This is a genomic window from Acidobacterium capsulatum ATCC 51196, assembly GCF_000022565.1.
In the GTDB taxonomy this organism is placed as follows: Bacteria; Acidobacteriota; Terriglobia; order Terriglobales; family Acidobacteriaceae; genus Acidobacterium; species Acidobacterium capsulatum.
In genome coordinates, this window is the sequence record NC_012483.1 from 1,525,278 (window position 1) to 1,544,942 (window position 19,665).

A 19,665-nucleotide genomic window follows, 5' to 3' on the forward strand; every position below is an offset into this window, starting at 1 on the left:
GACGAAATGGTAACGATCTTAAGTGAAAATTAAGTAAACAGCTCCACCCATCGATGCGCTACCTCGTTGAAAAATAGGAGGTGTAAAGCATGTGGAGGCCACCTGCGCCCACAGTGTATCCCCCTTCCCGCCCCATCTCTCACGAGACAAGATCAGGCCATACCCCACAATAACGCTCCTTACCAGGGAGAGAGGTCTGAATGATGAAACCGCATGTCTCGTCTGCTGCCCCTCGCAGCGGAACGGATTTGGCAAGTTGCTTCCGGAGGATTGCATTTGGTCTGCTGCTGCTGCTCGCCATTTGCCAGACGCTACCCGCCTTCGCACAGTTTGAAACCGCAACGGTGCTCGGCTATGTCCGCGACAGCACCGGAGCACCTATCGTCGGCAGCAAGGTAGAGCTCATCAACGTCTCCACAGGTACGTCGACGACCGTAACGACAAACGGCCGCGGTCAATACCAGTTCACCGACGTCCATGTGGGCTCATACAAGATCGACGCCAACGCCAGGGGATTCCAGGAAACGGCAACTGAGGCGTTCCATGTCACGGTCAATGCGCGCCAGCGCGTGGACGTTTCCCTGCAGCCGGGCAGCGCTACCCAGACCGTGGTGGTATCTGGCGCCGCCACTGCTCTGCAGACCGACAGCAGCGATACGGGAACGATCATCCCTAAAACTGCCGTGCGGAACCTGCCGCTCAATGGCCGCTCCTACGCCGACCTTGCCACTCTGGTTCCGGGCGTGCGCCGCAACAACCTGGAAGATCAGAGCGTGACCAGCCGCGATGCGTCTTTCAACGTGAACGGCCAGCGCTCGGAGTTCAACAACTTTCTGCTCGACGGTCTGGATAACAACGCCTACGGGACTTCGAACCAGGGCTTTTCCAACGAGGCCATTCAGCCTTCGCCGGACGCGATCAGCGAATTCAGCGTGGCGACCAACAATTACAGCGCCGAATACGGGCGCGCTTCCGGTGCGGTCATCAATGTGTCGCTCAACAGCGGCACCAACCAGCTTCACGGCAGAATCTGGGAATACTACCGCAACACCATTCTGAACGCCGACGGTCCCTTTCTGCCGCCGGTGAACGTTCTGACAGGCAAGCGCCAGGTTCCGGTGTTGAACCGCAATCAGTTTGGCGGAGCCATCGGCGGCCCGATCGTCAAAGACAAGCTCTTCTTTTTCGCCGACTACGAGGGCAACCGTCAGGTGCAGGGCCAGTACACGGCAGCCACGGTTCCCACGGCACTGCAGCGTCAGGGCGTTTTTGTCGACTCCAAGGGCAAGCCTGTTCCGCTGCGCAATCCCGTGACGGGCGCGGTGTACGCCAACGGCGTTGTGCCCCAGAGTGACTGGACTCCGCTGGCAAAGCTGGTCATCAATGCCCTGCCTGCTCCCAATGTGGCCAACAGCTTCTCTGATAACTACGTATCGCTGCCCAAGGCGAGCACGGTAGACAACAAGGGCGATGTGCGCATTGACTATTTCCGCGGCCCGCGCACCTCGCTTTTTGGCACGTTCAGCCAGCACCACGACGACATCATCGACGCCACCTCAATCCCAGGTATGGCAGGCGGTGGTGGCAACGGCACCATTCACATCTATAACAAGCAGGTAGCAGCCGGTCTCACCCACGCTTTCAACCAGAACCAGGTGCTCGATGCTCGTATCGGCTTCACCTGGACGCAGGGCGGCAAGAGCCCCTACCTGGCCGGCCAGGAAAGCCTGAATGAACAGGCCGGCATTCCGGGTCTGCCCACCGACAAGGCAATCATCCGGGCGCTCAGCTCAGAAAATGTCAAAGACTACACCTCGTGGGGCGCTCAGGGATCGAATCCTCAGTTTCAGAATCCCTTTGTCATAGATCCTAAAGTGAACTATACCTTCCTGCATGGTCCCAACAGCTTCAAGTTCGGATGGGAGATGCTCTCGATCAACACCGAAGTCGACGACTTCAACCCCGTGTACGGTTCCGAGTCATTCAGCGGTGGCTTCAGCCAGCATGGCGGCGGTACCTCTGACATCGGCGATGCCGAAGCGGCATATCTTACGGACTTTCTCACCGGCGCTCGGGATACCTATCAGCTCAACAACTATCGCATCGTGAACTATCACCAGTTCATGAACTTCTTCTATGCGCAGGACGACCTGCACCTCACACCGAAGCTTACGGTGAACGCCGGACTTCGCTATGAGCTCGCGACGCCCCAATACGTCAGCGGAAATCACCTTGCAAACTTCGATCCCACGACTAACACACTGATCCAGGCCAGCTCGGGTTCACTCTACAAACGTGCGCTCGTAAACATGCCGACGAACGATTTTGCTCCGCGCATCGGCTTTGCGTGGCAGATCGATCCAAAGACGGTCATTCGCTCTGCCTATGGCATCAGCTATGACCAGTTCAATCGTGAAGGCGGAGAAAACCTGCTGGCCTACAACGGTCCGTACATCGTCAATTCCTCGATTACCCAGGTGGCGCCCTACGCGCCGGCCAGCGCAGGCACTCCTCAGCCTCTCTGCACCGGTCAGAACTTCAGCAACTGCTTCCGCACCGTCGCCCAGGGCTACCCGACCAACTTCGCCAGCGCGCAGAACTTCAGCACGCTTCTCGCGCAGACCCGCTACATCCCCAAGAACATTCCTACGGGTTACGTGCAGTCCTGGCATCTGGATGTTCAGCGTCAGCTCAACAAGAACACCGTCTTCACCATCTCCTACGTGGGCTCGCATGGCGTGCATATCTGGGTTCTGGCCGACTATAACCAGGCGGTGCCCAACCAGCCCGGACAAGCTCTCAGCCTTCAGGCTCGCCGTCCGATCTCGGCTTTCACCGGCATCGAAGAGTCGGTTCCTTACGGCTTCCTGCGCTACAACGCGCTGCAGACCCGCCTGGAACACCACTTCTCCAAGGGGCTGTATCTGCTCAACTCCTTCACCTGGTCGCGTGCCATCGACAATGCTTCCGGCCATCTCGATACACCGAACGGGGACAATTCACGCGTCAACCTGGCAAATCTGAAAGGCGAAATCGGCCAATCGGCTTATAACCAGCCGCTGAATGAAACGCTGTCCCTGGTCTGGGATCTTCCCTTCGGCCGCGGCCAGATGTTTGGCGGCAATTTGCCGCGCGCCGCCGACCTGGTGCTCGGCAATTGGGAGCTGACTGCCATCAATACCGACACGAGCGGGCAGCCCGTCAACCTGCACTATGACGAATCCGCAGCCTATGACATCAGCGATCTGCTCACGTATCGCCCAAATGTCAGCGGCAACCCCGTCAATCCATCTTCAAAGCGCGTGAAAACCAGCACGGCACTGGACGGCTTCCTCAACCCCGATGCCGTTTCGATTCCAACCGATGTGAGCCAACCCTACGGCAACGCCGGCCGCAACTCGGTGCGCGGCATGCCGTTCAACGAACTCGATCTCGGCCTGCACAAGAGCTTCCATCTCTGGAGCAGGCGCTCTCTGCTCGACATTCGCGGAGAAGCGTTCAACACGCTGAACCACGTGAACTATGAAGCTCCCAACTCGGACCGCTCCAGCGGCTCCTTCGGCAACATCACTTCGGCTTATCCTCCGCGCCAGTTGCAGGTTGCGGCCAAGCTGATCTTCTAACCGCCCGCGCAGGGCAACGAAGGGAGCGTTCGCTTGCAAACGCTCCCTTCGCACTTTTAGTTCGCCGATCAAAAACTCAAGGAGCTTGCAGTGAAGAAGGGAAAAATGACTGTGCCAGGGAAATCAGAAAAAGCACTTCGCCAGATGCGCGCCATCGCGCTCTGTCTTGCCGCCGTGGTGCCCGGAATGGCGCGCACAGCGATGGCGCAGACAGACGCACAGGTCCGCATCAACCAGATCCAGGTGATTGGCACGCACAACAGCTACCATGCCGGCTTCGGGCCCAGCGCGACCAAGCTGTGGAAGAAGATGAATCCGCGCGCCTACGCCGCTCTCAACTATCGCCACCCAAAGCTGGCAGTACAACTGAACGCAGGAGTGCGGCAGATTGAAATCGACGTCTTCGCCGACCCCAAGGGCGGAATGTACGCGCATCCTTACGGAAAAACGCTCATTGCGCAGGCAGGACTGCCCGCGGATCCGCCCTTCGATCCCCACCACGTGATGGAAAAGCCGGGATTCAAAGTGCTGCACGTGCAAGACGTGGACTATCGCAGCAACTGCGAGCCGTTTACGGAGTGCCTGAAAGAAGTCCGTCGCTGGTCACACCAGCATCCCCGCCATCTGCCCGTCTTCATCCTTGTGGAGACCAAGGAACATAAGCTGAAGCATGTTGGCTTTCCGACCGTCACCCCGCTCCCCTTCACCACCGATGTGCTGAACAACCTGGACCGGGCGATTCTCTCGGTCTTCCCCCGGCGTGAAATTATTACTCCAGACGATGTTCGCGGCTCGTATGCCACGTTGAATGAGGCGGTGAAAGCGGACAACTGGCCCACCCTTGCAAAGGCGCGCGGTAAGGTAGTCTTTCTGCTTGACCAGAAGAGCGTCGGGCCGGCCTACCTGGCAGGACATCCTTCACTGCGCGGTCGCGTGCTCTTTACCAATGCCACGCCCGGCCAGCCGGACGCCGCATTCATTGAACAGAACAGTGCATCTGCCTCGCAAATCAATGCCCTCGTCAAACAGGGATACCTGATTCGCACTCGAACCGATGAACCGGGCAAGCAGGCTCCAGCCGACGATACCTCGCGGCGCGACGAAGTACTTTCCAGTGGCGCCCAGATCCTCAGCACGGACTATCCGGCCTCGGAAAAGGCCGCGAGCGGCTACGAGGTAGAACTGCCGGGCAATGAAGCCGCCCGCTGCAATCCTGTTCTGAAGCCGAAGGGATGCATCAGTTCTGATCTCCCCGGCACCCGATCAGCTCATTAGTCCGTAAAATTCTTCCTCATCCGGCTCGCGGAGAGGGCTTCTCTCTGTGAGCCGGCTTGTTGGGTAACTCCGCACCTCAGGCATGCCAAGGCGGACACGATCGCCAACCAGTACGTACAGGAACTGCCGGAGAGCGTGGTGGCGATGGTCGGAGCGGCCTACGAGAAACTGCGGAAAGGAGAGGAGGAGAAGGCGCATCCTGAAACGGATTCCGAATGCGGAACGGAGATTTTGCTGCCAATTGCTACCAGTCCGCCGGGAAGCCTGCCTCTAACTTGTTGATTCTATGGTGTGCGCAGCAGGATTCGAACTTACGACTTCCACCGTGTGAAGATGGCCGAGAAGCAGCCGGATCATGATTCTAAAAGGGTTATAGGTCGGCAGAGGAGGCATAAACCGGCATTCTGGGCGCAATTTGCCACCAAAATGCCATCAACTTTTCATCCTGCGAGCGAAGGGGCTGACTGTGGCGGATCAGCCCTTTTCCAATGTCTGGAGACGCTATGAGGCGACGTCAAGTTCGCTCCCTACGGAAAGCAGGAGATTGCTGCCAGAGGGGTTCGTCATTAAAGGATGAATATCGGGATGCATTTTCTTTGTTCAGTCAGCCCAGAGAGCGCTTCTGATCGGATTGGAAGGTGAAAACATGCCGCGGGCTCAACAGGAATCTTCGCGGCATTCAACTTTGGATGATGAGGACCGCTAGAAACTGATTCCACGAGACTTAAAGCGGCGCGGATCATAACGAGCCCCGTCGAGAATCAGTAAGATACAGAGCCCACTCACTAACCGCGCTCCAGATTGCGCCCTCGTCTCCGAAGACAATCTGAGATGACGGGCAGGCCCGGCAAAGTCGAACCTCAGTCGATTTAGACACAGCACTCTCTTTGTGGGTGACGCGTCCACACCTTGCCAGCCGCCGCTTTAGCAGCGTTGCCCTTTGGATGACCTGCCCCGACTGCCGGAAGGGGCTACGCGCACCGCAGGCTTATTCGCCAGGAGCTACTTTACCTCGATGATGTCAGCCGTTATGACGTTGGGACTCATCGGAGCAGTGAGCCGTCCTGGCTTTCTGCATGATAGGGTCGTTTCAGTGAGCCTGCACGTCCGGACAACATACGGCTTCTTGCACGCTTCGCAAAGGCCCTGCCCGGAGGCCGACCAGAGCTCCATCTCTGACGGGGATTTCCGGTAAACCACGAGCTTGCCGTGGCCGACGAGCGGTAAGCCATCAACTTGGATTTTGCCAGCGGAGCGTCTGATGACTATGAAGCCTTGAGTTGCATCCGTCCATCCCGCTGTGAGACCCAGAACAAGCAGAGGCTGACCTGACTGATCGCAGACTCTACGAACACGGAACAGCCGCAGGCCATCTCCCCCCTTAATCAGAGCTGGAACATCGAACTTCTGGTTCCCGTTTGCATCTCTGATGGAGATTGTGGAGTCATATGCTCCGGCATCCGTAGGAACCTGTAATTCACGAACTGACACTGTAGCCGCCGCATCAAGTCGGAGCTGCACACGTAGGGTCATCTCGGGACCAGGACGCTGATTTTCATTTGGTAGCGTCAAGGGAAACGTCCTGCTCATTTCCGAGCATTTGCTGCCCCCATGATGCACCTTTTCTGGCAACTGCTGTGCAGACGCTCTCCGTAAGCCTGAACCACAGACCAACAGTGCGACTGCAACGCATATGGCACTCGGACCTGATCTTTTCATCCCGAACATGTTCACCCCCGGCACTCAATAGTCCTTTCCGGCTTAAGGCTGCGTCGTTTGTTCCTGAAGCCCGTTGTAGAACTTCATGAACAGATCAACGACCCCGCTAGGCTGACCGCTGAAACGCGTGTAAGTTGATCTAGGATCGTAGTCTGATGGCCTTCCGGCCCACTGGACAACGCCCAGGCCGCCGGTGATGTTGTGTTGCACGTTCATATTCGCGCGTCCGCCGGATAGCTGTAGAGGATTGATTGCTGGATTCTTAAAAGCAGGTTCCCCAGCGGCAGGAGGAGCAGCTCCCATGAGTGTTTCTTTGGTGGCAATGGAGGTCAGCAGTTCGGTTGTATTCGCCCCCAACCCAAGACCGACACCTCCCTGCTGAATCATTCCGATGTTCGCCCCCATGGTGCTCAACTGGGAACCCGAAAACGCATAGCCGGATACGTTTGACACAGTGGAAGAGGCGGACACTGAAGTGATCTTCCCTTGAGAATTGGAATCAACAGTAAACTTCGTCGAAACAAGCCGAGAACTAACCCTATAACTGGTATCGAAAAACCAGGCCCCTCACTTTATCTGCGCGCGCACAATAGCGCAATGGAATAAAAAAGAGCAGCCCTTGGGCTGCTCTTTTGCCAGGAGGCAGACAATTACTGCAAGGTGACTGGGATGGTGAGCGTGTGAGTAATCGATCCCGAAGCCGCGTTCACCGTGAGGTTAAAGCTTCCGGTGACCGTCTGCTCCAGCGTGTTACTGCTGGTGCTGGCTGAATTATCGCTATCGCCCGAGTACTTCGCCGTAATGGCATGAGTACCCACCGCCAGAGAGCTTGTCTGTACGGTTGCCACACCGTTGACCGGGATCACCGCATCCCCGATTTGCGAGTTGCCATCAAAGAATGCGACAGTTCCCTTCAGCTTGTGGGTAGCCAGAATCGTCGCCTGCAGGGTCAGGCTCGACCCTGACGCCACCTTGGTATTAGAAGAGGAAATCGACATCTGCGTATTACCCACGGAGTTGCCGCCACAGCCCGCGATGAGACCGATGAATCCGCAGGCAACCAACACCATTGCGAGATTGGACAACCGGCGGCGGTTTGGAAGGAACAGCAGAAATAGTCCGGCGAAGCTGACCGTTCCAGAGACAGGCCATAGCCATCCATGCGCCATGGCTGTAGTTGTGCTGTTGGTGCCAGGCGCAACGGTGGTCAGTGTGACGGTTCCGGTGGATCCCGGCGTGATTTGAACCGTGTTGCAGGTCACCCCTTCAGGCAACGTGCCACCACAACTCAGCGAAACCGGCGAGTTGTAACCAAGAATGCTCTGCGTGCTCACTGGAATCGATGCGGTTTCTCCGGCAGCCACGGTCAAAGAGGATGCGGATGTTGTGGCGGTATAGTCCGGCGTTGTCACTTCGATCGGAGTGGATGCCGCCGAGGTAGCGCTCTTCCAGTTCGCATCGCCGGAGTAGACCGCGGTGATCACGTTGGCACCCTGCGGCAGAGTTGGAGCGAGCGTTGCTACCAGCGTTCCTCCGTTGCCGTTCGTCACCATCTGCGCGGTGCCGATCGCCTTGGCCGTGCCCCCGTTGACAGAATCGTAGAACTGAATGCTGCCGGTCGGAGCGGGAGCGCTCGTCGAGACCAACGAACTGCTCAGCAGTGCGGTGACACTTGCCTGACCGCCTACAGCAACGTAGCCGGCTTCGGGTTGTACGGTCACGGCCGGTACGCCCTGTGCCACGGTCACCGTGGTCATCGGGCTGCTGCCCCCGGCAAACTTGCCATCGCCACCATACACCACATAGACAGGCTGCGATCCGACGCTATCCCATTCCACTACACCACTCGCATGGCCGCCGGCCAACTCCATCTGACCACTGATGGGGCCTGAACTGGAGTAGAGCGTGACGTAACCGATCGGAGTTCCCGTTTCGCCCTGAGCTGGCGTGACGGTAACGGTAGCCTGTGTGTGCTGCCCCAGTGCGAATGCACTGGCTCCGAGATTCAATGCAACGGTGTCCTTCTTGGTGCCGCCGTTGTCGGTCGTGACAATCTGCTGGCTCGACACCTGGTAGCCGGGGCTGTAGTTATCGTCTCCGCTATAGCTTGCGTCAAGGAAGTAGGAACCAGACGGAGCGATGAAAGGAACGGTCGCCGTGCCGGTCTTGTCGATAGTGGCTGTGCCCAGTACCGCGCCGGTGTCGTCGCGGGTGAGTGTGACGGTTCCGCTGGGCGGCGTCGCTGGATCGCCACTGAAATATACATAGCCGATCACCTGGCTATTGGCCACCGGCGTCGTGTTGTTGGCCCTGGTCTCCCAAGTGGCCGAGCCTTTGGTGACGGTGAATGGAAAGGTCGTGGTACTGGCATTGAAGCTGCCATCACCGGAATAGCTGGCAGTGATCGTGTAGCTCCCTGGTGCGAAATCGCACTCGGTCTCCGGCCCGCACTGCACGTAGATTTTGCCTTCTTTGCTGACGGGATACGTGCCGAAGGTCTTGCCGCCTACCGCAAGGCTGATGCTTCCTGTCGCAGCTTCAGAGCCGGAAGCGCCCTGTACCTGTACCTGCAGCCAGAAGGTCATTCCAAATTGCGTGGCCGATAGCTGCACAACAGGGCGACGGCCGAGGATATAGAACCGGCTGTAGGCATAACTGGTTCCGGTGAGCGTGCTGTCTTCTGGCGAGACCGTCACGGAAACAGGAGCGGACTTGCTGGAGCCGAACGTCTCATCGCCAGAGTAGGTGGCCACCAGATCATAGGTGCCGCCGGGCAGATCGATGGTGCTGCCGCTATACGCTCCACTGGAAAGCGTTTCGCTGGCTACTCCTCCTCCGGTAGAGCTGGCGGTTACCAGCACCTGCCCGGAGGGCGTTCCACTGCCGGAGGCGGCGGTGACCGAACCGCTCAGCGTAATGGAAGTTCCATGCTGGAACGTGGTTTGTGAGACCTTCAGTGTCGTGTTGGACGCAGCGGTGCTCAGCGTGCCCCATGCCTTCACAAGGTTAGCGGCATTCACAGAGCCAAGTCCGGTGGCGAGATCATAGCCGGTGGTTGTAGCCTGCCCGTCTGTAAAACTGTCTGGGGGGAAAATGGCGGCCGGTAAGCTCACGCCAACCTGCACAGGCTGATCTGTTCCCTGGCAATCCTGGTTACCAGAGAAGCAGGGCACAGCATTGGAGCCTTGTGTCACATCGTTGAAGATACAGCTTGCGCTCTGCGTTGGATCATTGCGCTGACTGGCGTCGCAGGTTGCTCCGGACTGCGCAGCCAACTTGTACATCTCGTAATTCACCACGCCCAGATATTGCCCATGTGCCTGCTCGACTAATGCCATAATGGCAGCCATGGAGGGCGATGCAGCCGAAGTACCGCCCACAACCGAAGCGGAATCCAGAGTGATGGAGCCATCCGCATTTTGGGTCCATTGACAACTGCCCTGATAGCAGACGAAGTAGCCGTCATGCTCAGAGGCCGCCGCCAGTGACACGTCGGGCAAATCGCGTACACCGTCCTGCGGAACACCGGTTCCTGTTTGCCAGTCCGGCTTTGTGTAGCCACCGGCGCAATACTCATCTCCATATTGATCTGTGGTTCGAGTCGCGCAAGAGCTGGCCCCACCTCCTCCGGCGTAAGAGTAGATGTAATACGGGGGAAATGCGCAGTTCGTGGCACTGGGGTCCAGTGCTCCGGCGCACGACTCGTTCCAGGCGGCCTCAGGGATGTACCCCTTTGCGGAGGAAAGCGTGGCGGAGTTATCGAGATTCCAGTAGGTATTCGTGTCTGTGTCGGAAAACTCCGTTCCGCCAACGGCGACATTATAGGGCGTCGAAGCAAGGCCATTGACGCCAAATCCATAGACGGTCGAGGCATTGGTCGGAGCGTTGCACCCACTTGCCCCGGCATCTCCCGAGGAGACAAGAACCGTGATGCCTTCCGCTGCGGCCTGTTCCCAAAGGATCTGGTAAAAAGCAATCTGCGCGTCTGACATATCCGCTTCGCAAAGCCCAAAGCTTACCGTCAGAATCGGTGAGACCGCATTGTTGACCGCATAGGCTGCTGCCAGATCCACTCCATCGGTCGTGTTGGTGCTGGCTCCCACGATGTAGTTGATTTTGGCCTTCGGAGCAATTGCTCCTGCCCACTCCGTGTCCAGTGACGCCTCCACATCATCCCCCGATACATCGCCCGGGTCTGTGGTTGCATAGATGACATTCGGGTCGTTGAACGGCAGACCGAAGATCGTACGAAACGCCTCTATGTCGGACAGACTGATGTCTGAGCGCCCCACCACCGCAATCGAAACTCCAGAACCATCTGTGCCGGAAGCGATCAACGATTGCGTATCGTAAATCGTCGAAAAATCACCAGGGGTCAGAAAGTTTTCTACCTGAGAGCCAGCGGAGGTAAATGATGGCGAAGAGCTGCCACCTTTGACAGCGATATTTGTATCCACGGCAGGCACCAATTTGCCTTGTGTATTGCGTGATAGCTGTACCGGTGTTGTGTGTTCAGGGCGGGAGATAAAGTTATTGAGGCTCACTACGCCCTGGACGGCCGGAGCGAGTGCTGACGGAATAGAAGCCGCCGTGGTATTTGCGTAATGGGCGCTGCCATTCCAGGAGAACTGATGCACCTGGGTTTGAAATGCGCTCTGCACCTGTGAGGCTGTGCCGCTGAAGCGAATCCAGTTCTTGCCGGCAGAAACCGCATCTACATTGAACCCCTCCGACTGCAGCCAGCCGCTGATGGTCTGAATGTCGGTATCATCCACGCCAAACTGCGCCGCATACTGCGCAGGCGTCAGCCACTTGTGGTAATTCGGAGAATTTGGATTGTTCAATTCCTGCAGATACTCTCGCAGCGCAGCCTGCTGTGCGGCCGAGGGCTGCAGCATCAGCAGAATGTTCTTCATGGCCAGGCTGCCGCTGACAGTCCCCATATCGGTTGCGGTGGAGGGCAACTTGCGAACCGAACCGGGTAGTAGCTTGCGCTGGGCTGTGTTCACGGCCTGCGTGATTTGAGGCCTTGCCTGAGCATAGCTGAACAGGGGACAAAACAGGAAAAGAGCGGCCGCCAACGCACTGAGCTGCGACCTGATCCAACCTCGAACCTTCATGGAAAATGCCTCCGAAAATCGTGGGTGCAACATCTGAGCTTTCATGGGGAAAGGAGCAAGGGAAGAAGAACAATTGCGCAGCATGCACTACCCTGCCCTGAAATTTTTGCAAGCTTAACACCCACGTAACGGAGCCACTGCATGAAACGAAGGGTAGTTTTCCAATTACCCAAAAGGGTATAAGGATGCGTATCCATGCGCAGAATTAGAGATTGATTCGATCGGGCAATTTACCTGGCCGCGAAGCAATACGGCTGGCGTCTGGTTTCCGCTTATGCTAATCAGATACGAAGCCGATGCTGCCGAGAGATTCAGGAGTGCTGCGCTGGTTCGCGATCCTGCTGCTTGTGGCAGCAGGCAGCGCTCCTACGCCATGCGCTGGCGAAGTTCCTCTTCAACACGAAGTCCTGACTACGTGGACCACAGCACAGGGTTTGCCGCAGAACTTTATTACAGCGCTCGCGCAGACACCGGATGGATTTTTATGGGTCGGCACCATGAACGGTCTGGTTCGATTCGATGGACTGCACTTTCAGGACTTCACCAGGAACGGGCCGCCGGAACTTGAAGACGATATAGGAGCGCTCGTCCGGGATTCCGGAGATGGCCTCTGGGTCAGTGCCTTCAACGGTTTTTTCCATTACGTACATCATCGCTTTGTGCCGATTCTTTTACACGGGCGCAGGCACTATACCGTGCAATCCATCGCCCGCACGCTGCAGGGCGGCGTATGGATCAGTTCAAACGGCAAGGTCTACCGCACCCAAAACGATCAGCTCATTCCAGCCACTCTTCCCATGACAGTGCATTCGCCGCAGGACATGACAGTAGACCGGGAAGACAATCTCTGGATCACCGACCGTGCGAACGTTTATCGAATGCACCTGCAGGCAAACCGGTTGGTTGTCGCGGCAACCTATCCGCTTCCCGGCTGCCAACTCCTTTACACCAGCCGCTTCGGCACATTGTGGGCCGGTGACGGGCACCACCTCTTCCGCTTCGACGGCAATAGCTTCGCGCGTGTGCACCATCCGGGCCTCGGCAACTTTGTGGGCGTGATGGTCGATCGCCAGCACCGTCTCTGGATGGCGAGTGGCGGTCTCCACGGCATCAGCCGTGAATCCAATGGGCATGTAGAAACTCTTACCGCTTCGCAAGGGCTCGCGAGTGACGATGCACGCGTCCTCTTTGAGGACCGGAATAACGACATCTGGATTGGCACAATTGCCGGACTGCAACGGCTTCACCACGGCGCCTTCACCACTTATACCGATATTCCAGGGCTTGCCGCAGCCGCCAATCAGACGGATGCCGCTTTTGAACAAAGCGATCACTCCATCTGGGGCGGAACACTCGAAGGGGGCGTGATCCGCTTCAAAAATGGCCAATGGAGCCACTTCGGAAGATCGGCAGGCCTGCCTCCGGGACAGGTTCGCGGCTTCTACAACCACGGAAATATGCCAGCCATCGCGATCGCGGATTACGGAATCTTCGTTTTCCACGGCGGACGGTTCATCAAGATGCGTGGCATCCCGCATGGCTATGTGAGCAATCCAGTCAATGCTCCCGATGGCAGTGTCTGGTTCAGCATTCAACATCGCGGCCTCTTCCGCTTGCAACACGACCGCGTGACTCATATCACCGCCGGCCAGGGGTTTCCCGGCAACTTTGTTGGCGCGATTTCTGTGGATCCCCATGGAGACGTCTGGGTTGGCGGCGCGCGCAAGTTGCACCGTTGGAATGGCACGCACTTCCAGAATCTCGTTACCGCACCGGCCCCCATTCTCTGCATCGCATGGCCCGCCGGCGGCCTTGCTCTCGGCACGATGGACGGCCTCCTGCTGCGTACGAGCATGAAACGCAACGGCCGCATGCTGACGCAAAAAGACGGTCTGCCCGGCGACATGATTCTCGACGTCGTCGGCGACAGCGAAGGCAATTTATGGATTGCCACGACGCGAGTGATCGCACGCATCTCGCGCGTCCAATGGCAAGCCTTCGCCAATGGACAACTGCGACATATTGACCCGGAGATATTTACAGAAGCAGACGGCCTGAAGAGCCGCTCGCTGCTCCCCATGAACTCCACCAGCGCGCTTCGATCCACTGATGGCCGCATATGGTTTGCAACGCCAAAAGGGTTGGCGGTTGTGAACCCGCACCTCATTCCTGAACCGCGGGCTCGAGCCGTCACGAATACGATTTCAGTGGATGACCGCCTGAGCCTGGCGACCAGCAGTATCACCGTTCCACCGGGCCGCCATCGCCTGACGCTCACCTACACCGCTCCTGCGAGCATCGCGCCGGAACAGGTTCGATTTCGTTACCGGCTGTCAGGATGGGATCACAAGTGGATCAACGGTGGCACCGCACACGAGGTCTCCTACACTGGATTACCACCCGGAAGCTACGCCTTCCAGGTCATCGCGATCGGACGCGACGGCAACCGCAGTCTTCATCCTGCAACCGTACACATCACGCTGCAACCGTTTTTCTGGCAGACGGGCTGGTTTCTTGCATGCATGATTCTTCTGGCGGCCGCCGCGCTGGTCGAAGCGACACGACGCTTGACCCATCGACGCGCGGAGCGGCTCAGCATGCGCTTCCAGGAGCGCGTGGCAGAACGTGAGCGCATCGCATACCAGATTCACGATACCGTCATTCAAGACATGATCGGCGCGACTTTGCAATTGGAACTGATCGGATTCCAAATTGCCGAACAGCCGGAGACCTCGGGGAAAACGCTCGCCGAACTTGCCGGGCGCATGCGAGAAACCATTGCACGCAGCCGCAACATGGTCTCAAATCTGCACTCCACGGCGGTCACACAATATAGCCTTGCGGACGTGCTACGTCATGCCGAGGCGGAATTCCGGCTATCCGAGTTACCGCACTTTGAGATGCGCAGCTTCGGACTTGTCCGCAAGGTGCATCCACTCATCAGGGATGAAGTGTACCGGATCTGCCGCGAGGCCCTCGCCAACGCTTTTCGCCACTCCCAGGCTGAAAATGTTACAGTGACAGTTTCGTATTTGCCTGACATGCTTGAGGTGACGATTGCAGATAACGGGCAAGGAATGAGCCAGAATCTTCTGGAACATGGCCGCACCGGCCATTTTGGTCTCCGCGGCATGCAAGCGCACGCGCAACGAATAAACGCATCGCTGACCATAGAGAGCAGCCCCGGGGATGGAACAAAAGTGATTCTCCGAGTGAAAACCAGCCGCTTCTGGCATATGCGAAGAAAAGACTAAGAAGGAGCAGTCATAGACGTGTCTTCAGGGATCACACAGAATGTACAAGAGATCTCGGTCCTGATTGTCGATGATCACCCCATGGTGCGCGAGGGGCTTGCCGGTGTCCTGCTTCGCCACAAAATGACCGTCGCGGGTCTTGCCGCTAATGGACGGCAGGCTATCGAAATATATAAGGAGCAGAGGCCAGACGTTGTGCTGCTCGACCTACGCCTTCCCGATCAAAGTGGATTCGATGTCGCGCGCGCAATTCTGGAATTCGACCCCGAGGCACGGATCCTCGTCTTCAGTTCCGCACAAGGGGATGCTTCGATCCATACTGCCATCAGCCTGGGGGTTCGCGGCTACTTATTGAAGGGCATCGATGGTGCGGCCCTGGCCGAACAAGTGCGGCATGTAGCTCGCGGAGGGAGCTGTCTTTCTCCTGAGGCTGCGGAGAAACTGACACAATACATTACTTCCAAGAAGTTGAGCGAGCGCGAACTGGAAGTTCTGAGCCTCATCTCCAAAGGCAAGAGCAACAAAGAGATCGCCGGCCTCCTTTTCGTGACCGACAACACGGTCAAGATGCATGTAAAGAAGATTCTGTCTAAACTGCAGGCAAATGATCGCACTCAGGCCGTAGTCATTGCCATTCAGCGGGGCCTGCTCGACTCCTGAGCAACGCAGCCCTTCCGCGGACATTGAGACGAATACGCACGGCTGCGCGATCTATTCGCACGCGGCTGCGGGCACAGACGCCGAAGCGGATGTCATCTCACAGTATCGAAGGCCAGTCTGAGCTGCTTTTGCGCTTTGTCCTTGCGATGAAGCTTTTATCCTCCTGAGACAGTTGACTCGCATCTTGTTCCAGCTAAACACCCATGCCGGGACGGCCCAACGGAAACGGCGATTGCTTTCCGCACTAAAGCAGCTTTGTCTGCTCGGGAAAAACGGAGCTGCATCTGGAGAGGCACAAACCGTATGGAGGCTGTTTCACACTTTCCCCGGCTCGCATTAAGCTGGAGAAACCATGAAAGCTTTCGGCGGCATCTGGCTCGACCGGGCCGGTGAAGCGACGCTGCAGGACCAGATCGCCAGTCAGATTCGCGATCAGGTTCAGCGTGGCATGCTTCGCCCGCATGAGATGCTGCCCTCCACCCGCGATCTGGCGGCGCAACTCCACGTCTCACGCAACACGGTCGTCTACGCCTACGATCGGCTCATCAGCGAGGGCTACATGGAGTCCCGCCCCCGCTCAGGCTTCTTTGTTTGTGCCCTCGGCGCGCTTCCTCGTAAGACTCAAGAGCGCGCACCGGCGCGCCGCCGCAGTTCGCTCGACGCTGAGAGCAGCTTGGCCTCTACTATCATTCGGTCCCCGCGGCCATTTCGCCCCTGCCAGCCTGACGTCGGGCTTTTTCCGCTGCTCATGTGGAATCGCCTGCGAGGCCGTGTACTACGCCAGATAGGCAAGGACCTGTTGCATTACCCGGCAAGCGGCATCGCAGGTTTTCCGGCGCTGCGCCGCAACCTCGCGCAGTATCTACGAGTCAGCCGCGGGGTCAGGTCACACAGAAACGGGCGAAGAATGGGGGCAAGTCAATCACAAGCAGAGCCGCCGGAAACGAATCCCATCCGCCGAACGCTAGCCCCCGAACGCGCCGCGGGGTAGAAGGGCCTCTTCCGTTACGCTCCAGAGCCCCTTCTACCCCGCTATCCCTCTACAACGACACAGCCATCAGCTGGCCGGCTTTTACTCCGCCCTTGACACGCCATGACGAGATTGGCGATCAGCGCCCCGCCAGTGCATTCCAAGCCGCGTGAGAGTCCATGTAGTCTCTCCAATGCGCGATCTTCCGGTTCTCAAGCCGAAGGATAGAACAAAACCGGTTGTCGTACTGTTTGCCCGTCGCCAAAACGGTTCCATGAACCTCGTACTCGATCACGATGACACGGCCCGAGTCCGCAGTGTGGACGGCCAGATGATCAGCCGATTGCAGACTAATGATGTCGGTATAGCCTCGGAACGCATGCATCAGCTCGATTCGCCCATGAATGATGCGAGGCCATCCTAGTTCATAGAGAACTTCGTAGATGGTATGTTCGGTGACGATATCGAAGAAGTGATCCCCATCGACGAGGTCACCCAACGCTTCTCGAACGATCTTGAAGTAGGGCTCAGCGCCTTTATAGGCAGCGTACTTTGAACTGGACATCCGAACGACTCCTCATGTTGATGGTACTCAATGAGCTTCAGAGAGATTGGCCGATGCATTCAAAGCATATTCTCAACGGGCACGCCGTCAGCCCGCTCCATGAGCAGGAAACCTGGATTGCAGCCCACTACGATGGGCTTCACTGCAATATTGAACATGGGTGGGCGAGCGTTGGCTACAGCCTGAGCGCAAGTTCCGTGGTGAGGTGGGCGATGTCTTGTCCGCTGGCAAGAATCCGCAGCAGGTCCGACGTTTTGCTGCTCTTGAGATAGAGATTGACACGAATCAGTTCGGCCTTGTGCTCGCCGAACCACTCAAAGTTCTCATCATCCGTGGCGTGCCACGTATGATCGGAATGATCATAGGGGAGCAGATTAGCTAACGATGGCCGTTATTGATGCCTCAACGTGTGGCGAAGTTGTAGGCGGCGATGAAATCGTTGAGGTGAGTTAGCAACTGGTTATGACTGTCGTAGTGATAGCGCTGGACAGTAGCTTCCTTGATAGTTCGGTTCATGCGATCTACTTGCCCGTTGGTCCAGGGATGATTCGGTTTTGTCAGCCGATGTTCGATGCCGTGCAGCAAACAGACCCTGTTAAAGGGATGTCCGCGAAAGCGGGCCGTTGGCCCTTGGCGGTTCTTTGGCAGATCGGCGAACCTAATTCCGTTATCGGTGAGCACGGTATGGATGCGGTATGGGACCGCTTCGACAAGGGCATCGAGGAAGGCAGCGGCGGCTCGCATGTCGGCTTTTTTTACTAGCTCGACCACGACGAACTTGGAGGTGCAATCGATGGCGACGAAGAGATAAAGCTTGCCTTCCGCAGTACGCACTTCGGCCAGGTCGATATGGAAGAAGCCGATCGGACAACTGTTGAATTTCTTCCTCTTGGGCTTGCCGCCTTCGACTTCCGGCAGGCGACTGATGCCGTGCCGTTCCAGACAGCGATGTAGCGATGAGCAAGTGAGCTGGGGAACGTGGCCTGCAAGGCATACAAACAGTCGTCCAGAGGCAGCAGCGTGTGCTTGCGAAAGGCAACGATGATCGCTTCCTGCTCGACGGTTTGCACGGTGGAGCGAGGATGCTTCGGCCCCGTCGGTAGATCGGCCACCGAGCAACGCTTCCTCCACTTGGCTACTGTCTTCGGGTTGATGCCGTGACGACGGGCCAGAGCCCTCAAGCTCTCTTGACTATGTTGTATCGCTCGACGGATCGCCTCTGTCGTCGTGGCGCCCCGGTGTAAAACCTGCCCCATAGTGCCTCCTTCCACTCGTGTGAAAAGTATGCACCATCAAATGCCGGGACTATACACCTAATGGAGCCGTTATGAGCATTCAGTGAGTCTCCATTTCTAATGGAATCCATTACAGCGCCATATTTGGATATGGCCACTGCTGCTGCAAGGAAATCAAAGGTCTACACCATCAGCTTGCCGCCCGAACTCGCGCAAAGGGCTGAGGCGCTGGCACAGCGGGACAGCCGCATCATGAGCGAGCTATTCCGCGAAGCCTTCCGCACGTACTCCGCACAGCAGGCGCGGCGGACGTTGGATGAATTGGGCGAGTACGCGGCGGGCCGCAACCCCAAGGGCTACACCGAAGCAGATGTGCCCCGGCTCGTTAAAGAAGTGCGCGCCGAGAAGCCGCGCCGACGCAAGGTACGGTCTAACGGGTGATTGTCGTCGTAGACACAAATGTCTGGATTTCCGCGCTTCAGTTTGCGAAGAGGCGCGGCACTCCGACATTGGCGCTTGAAAAAGCGATGAGCGAAGATGTGATTGCCACCTGCGATGAGATTGACGCGGAGATTGTGCGCGTCCTGACGGAAGAGTTCTCCTGGGAGCAACACCGGGCAACGTCGGCGCTGCAAGCGATTCTGGCGCGCGGCATCCGTGTAAAGATTCGAGGCACGGTAAAGGTCTGCCGTGACCCGAATGACGATATGTTTCTGGAGCGCGCCGCCCCTGCGAAAGCGGATTTGCTGGTGGCAGGCGATAAGGATTTATTGACTCTCGGCGCGTACAAGGGAACACGCATTATCACTCCCTCGGAATATCTAAGAGCCGGATAGCAGCATCCGGCCAATGCTCATAGATAAGCATGGCCGTAGATCGCCGGAGCGATATTCACCGCAACGGCTGCGGGGATGCCGCTGACAGCGGCATCCCCGGTGTTTTCAGTTGTCTCGTTCCCTTCCTCAAACGTGCTGCCGAGAATCATATCCACGGCTCTCTGCGCGTTGACGGCGGCATTCACCACTAATCCCGAAGAACCACCCTCCAACATCCGAGGCGGATCGCACCCGATCCGCCTCTTCTCATTTCCAGGAAACACCGCCCCCTGCCCTCCCGTCCCGCCTCCTGCTATCCGGCCTCCTGCTATCCGGCCCCGGCAACCTCACGCCTTGTCCTCCCGCAGCGGAGAAGCCGAACAAAGACAAAAAATCGAGTGCTCCTCATAAAAAAAGAGAAGCACCCGG

12 protein-coding genes and 1 pseudogene are annotated in these 19,665 nt (G+C 57.5%); 8 read left to right on the forward strand and 5 right to left on the reverse strand.

Features of this window, described 5'->3' with window-relative positions; genetic code table 11:
- The first annotated feature begins 248 nt into the window (after positions 1 to 248).
- Together ACP_RS06170 and ACP_RS06175 are read left to right on the forward strand one after the other, a co-directional pair.
- The gene (locus ACP_RS06170; RefSeq protein WP_041839345.1) at positions 249 to 3,623 is read left to right on the forward strand and encodes a TonB-dependent receptor; all 3,375 of its coding nucleotides are present in this window, start codon (positions 249 to 251) and stop codon (positions 3,621 to 3,623) included.
- Between the two features lie 105 nt (positions 3,624 to 3,728).
- On the forward strand, positions 3,729 to 4,898 hold the full coding sequence (locus ACP_RS06175; protein ID WP_015896433.1) for a phosphatidylinositol-specific phospholipase C1-like protein: 1,170 nt from the start codon (positions 3,729 to 3,731) through the stop codon (positions 4,896 to 4,898).
- 1,761 nt (positions 4,899 to 6,659) lie between these two features.
- On the opposite strand, the gene ACP_RS06190 is transcribed toward ACP_RS06175, so the two are convergent.
- A complete protein-coding gene (locus ACP_RS06190; protein WP_148215059.1) occupies positions 6,660 to 7,088 on the reverse strand; it encodes a hypothetical protein in 429 nt (142 codons plus the stop codon).
- 179 nt (positions 7,089 to 7,267) lie between these two features.
- Positions 7,268 to 11,626, reverse strand: a complete 4,359-nt coding sequence (locus ACP_RS06195; protein ID WP_169305935.1) for an Ig-like domain repeat protein — start codon at positions 11,624 to 11,626, stop codon at positions 7,268 to 7,270.
- 428 nt (positions 11,627 to 12,054) lie between these two features.
- Here ACP_RS06195 and ACP_RS06200 point away from each other — a divergent pair, with 428 nt between their 5' ends.
- From ACP_RS06200 to ACP_RS06210, 3 genes are all read left to right on the forward strand, one after another.
- Entirely contained in the window at positions 12,055 to 14,991 is a 2,937-nt protein-coding gene (locus tag ACP_RS06200) for a sensor histidine kinase (protein ID WP_169305936.1), read from the forward strand.
- A gap of 18 nt (positions 14,992 to 15,009) precedes the next feature.
- Positions 15,010 to 15,651: a response regulator gene (locus ACP_RS06205; RefSeq protein ID WP_015896437.1), complete on the forward strand. Its 642-nt coding sequence runs from the start codon at positions 15,010 to 15,012 to the stop codon at positions 15,649 to 15,651.
- A gap of 352 nt (positions 15,652 to 16,003) precedes the next feature.
- Positions 16,004 to 16,642 carry a GntR family transcriptional regulator gene (locus tag ACP_RS06210; protein WP_015896439.1) on the forward strand — a complete coding sequence of 213 codons (639 nt, stop codon included), beginning with the start codon at positions 16,004 to 16,006 and terminating at the stop codon, positions 16,640 to 16,642.
- Between the two features lie 118 nt (positions 16,643 to 16,760).
- On the opposite strand, the gene ACP_RS06215 is transcribed toward ACP_RS06210, so the two are convergent.
- Complete coding sequence (locus ACP_RS06215) at positions 16,761 to 17,186, reverse strand: nuclear transport factor 2 family protein (protein WP_015896440.1); 426 nt, start codon at positions 17,184 to 17,186, stop codon at positions 16,761 to 16,763.
- 160 nt (positions 17,187 to 17,346) lie between these two features.
- Here ACP_RS06215 and ACP_RS06220 point away from each other — a divergent pair, with 160 nt between their 5' ends.
- Positions 17,347 to 17,568 (forward strand): hypothetical protein, encoded by a 222-nt coding sequence (locus tag ACP_RS06220; RefSeq protein ID WP_041839351.1) that lies wholly within the window; start codon positions 17,347 to 17,349, stop codon positions 17,566 to 17,568.
- Positions 17,569 to 17,591: 23 nt separating this feature from the next.
- Here ACP_RS06220 and ACP_RS17680 read toward each other — a convergent pair.
- Positions 17,592 to 18,442, reverse strand: a pseudogene (locus ACP_RS17680) (IS481 family transposase); the annotation flags it as partial.
- Between the two features lie 129 nt (positions 18,443 to 18,571).
- Between ACP_RS17680 and ACP_RS06230 the strand changes: the two are divergent.
- Both ACP_RS06230 and ACP_RS17245 read left to right on the forward strand, forming a co-directional pair.
- Positions 18,572 to 18,862 carry a CopG family transcriptional regulator gene (locus ACP_RS06230; RefSeq protein ID WP_148215060.1) on the forward strand — a complete coding sequence of 97 codons (291 nt, stop codon included), beginning with the start codon at positions 18,572 to 18,574 and terminating at the stop codon, positions 18,860 to 18,862.
- Positions 18,859 to 19,257 carry a putative toxin-antitoxin system toxin component, PIN family gene (locus ACP_RS17245; RefSeq protein ID WP_015896442.1) on the forward strand — a complete coding sequence of 133 codons (399 nt, stop codon included), beginning with the start codon at positions 18,859 to 18,861 and terminating at the stop codon, positions 19,255 to 19,257. The genes ACP_RS06230 and ACP_RS17245 overlap by 4 nt, the downstream gene beginning before the upstream one ends.
- A 17-nt stretch (positions 19,258 to 19,274) precedes the next feature.
- Here the strand turns inward: ACP_RS17245 and ACP_RS06240 are convergent, their stop codons facing one another.
- The gene (locus tag ACP_RS06240; RefSeq protein ID WP_041839353.1) at positions 19,275 to 19,472 is read right to left on the reverse strand and encodes a hypothetical protein; all 198 of its coding nucleotides are present in this window, start codon (positions 19,470 to 19,472) and stop codon (positions 19,275 to 19,277) included.
- Positions 19,473 to 19,665 lie beyond the last annotated feature (193 nt).

What these genes read in the sequence shown, in the direction of transcription:
- ACP_RS06210 (WP_015896439.1), top strand. Translation starts at nt 16,004, where the DNA reads ATGAAAGCTTTCGGCGGCATCTGGCTCGACCGGGCCGGTGAAGCGACG.
- ACP_RS06215 (WP_015896440.1), bottom strand. Translation starts at nt 17,186, where the DNA reads ATGTCCAGTTCAAAGTACGCTGCCTATAAAGGCGCTGAGCCCTACTTC.
- ACP_RS06230 (WP_148215060.1), top strand. Translation starts at nt 18,572, where the DNA reads ATGGCCACTGCTGCTGCAAGGAAATCAAAGGTCTACACCATCAGCTTG.
- ACP_RS06240 (WP_041839353.1), bottom strand. Translation starts at nt 19,472, where the DNA reads ATGTTGGAGGGTGGTTCTTCGGGATTAGTGGTGAATGCCGCCGTCAAC.
- ACP_RS06175 (WP_015896433.1), top strand. Translation starts at nt 3,729, where the DNA reads ATGACTGTGCCAGGGAAATCAGAAAAAGCACTTCGCCAGATGCGCGCC.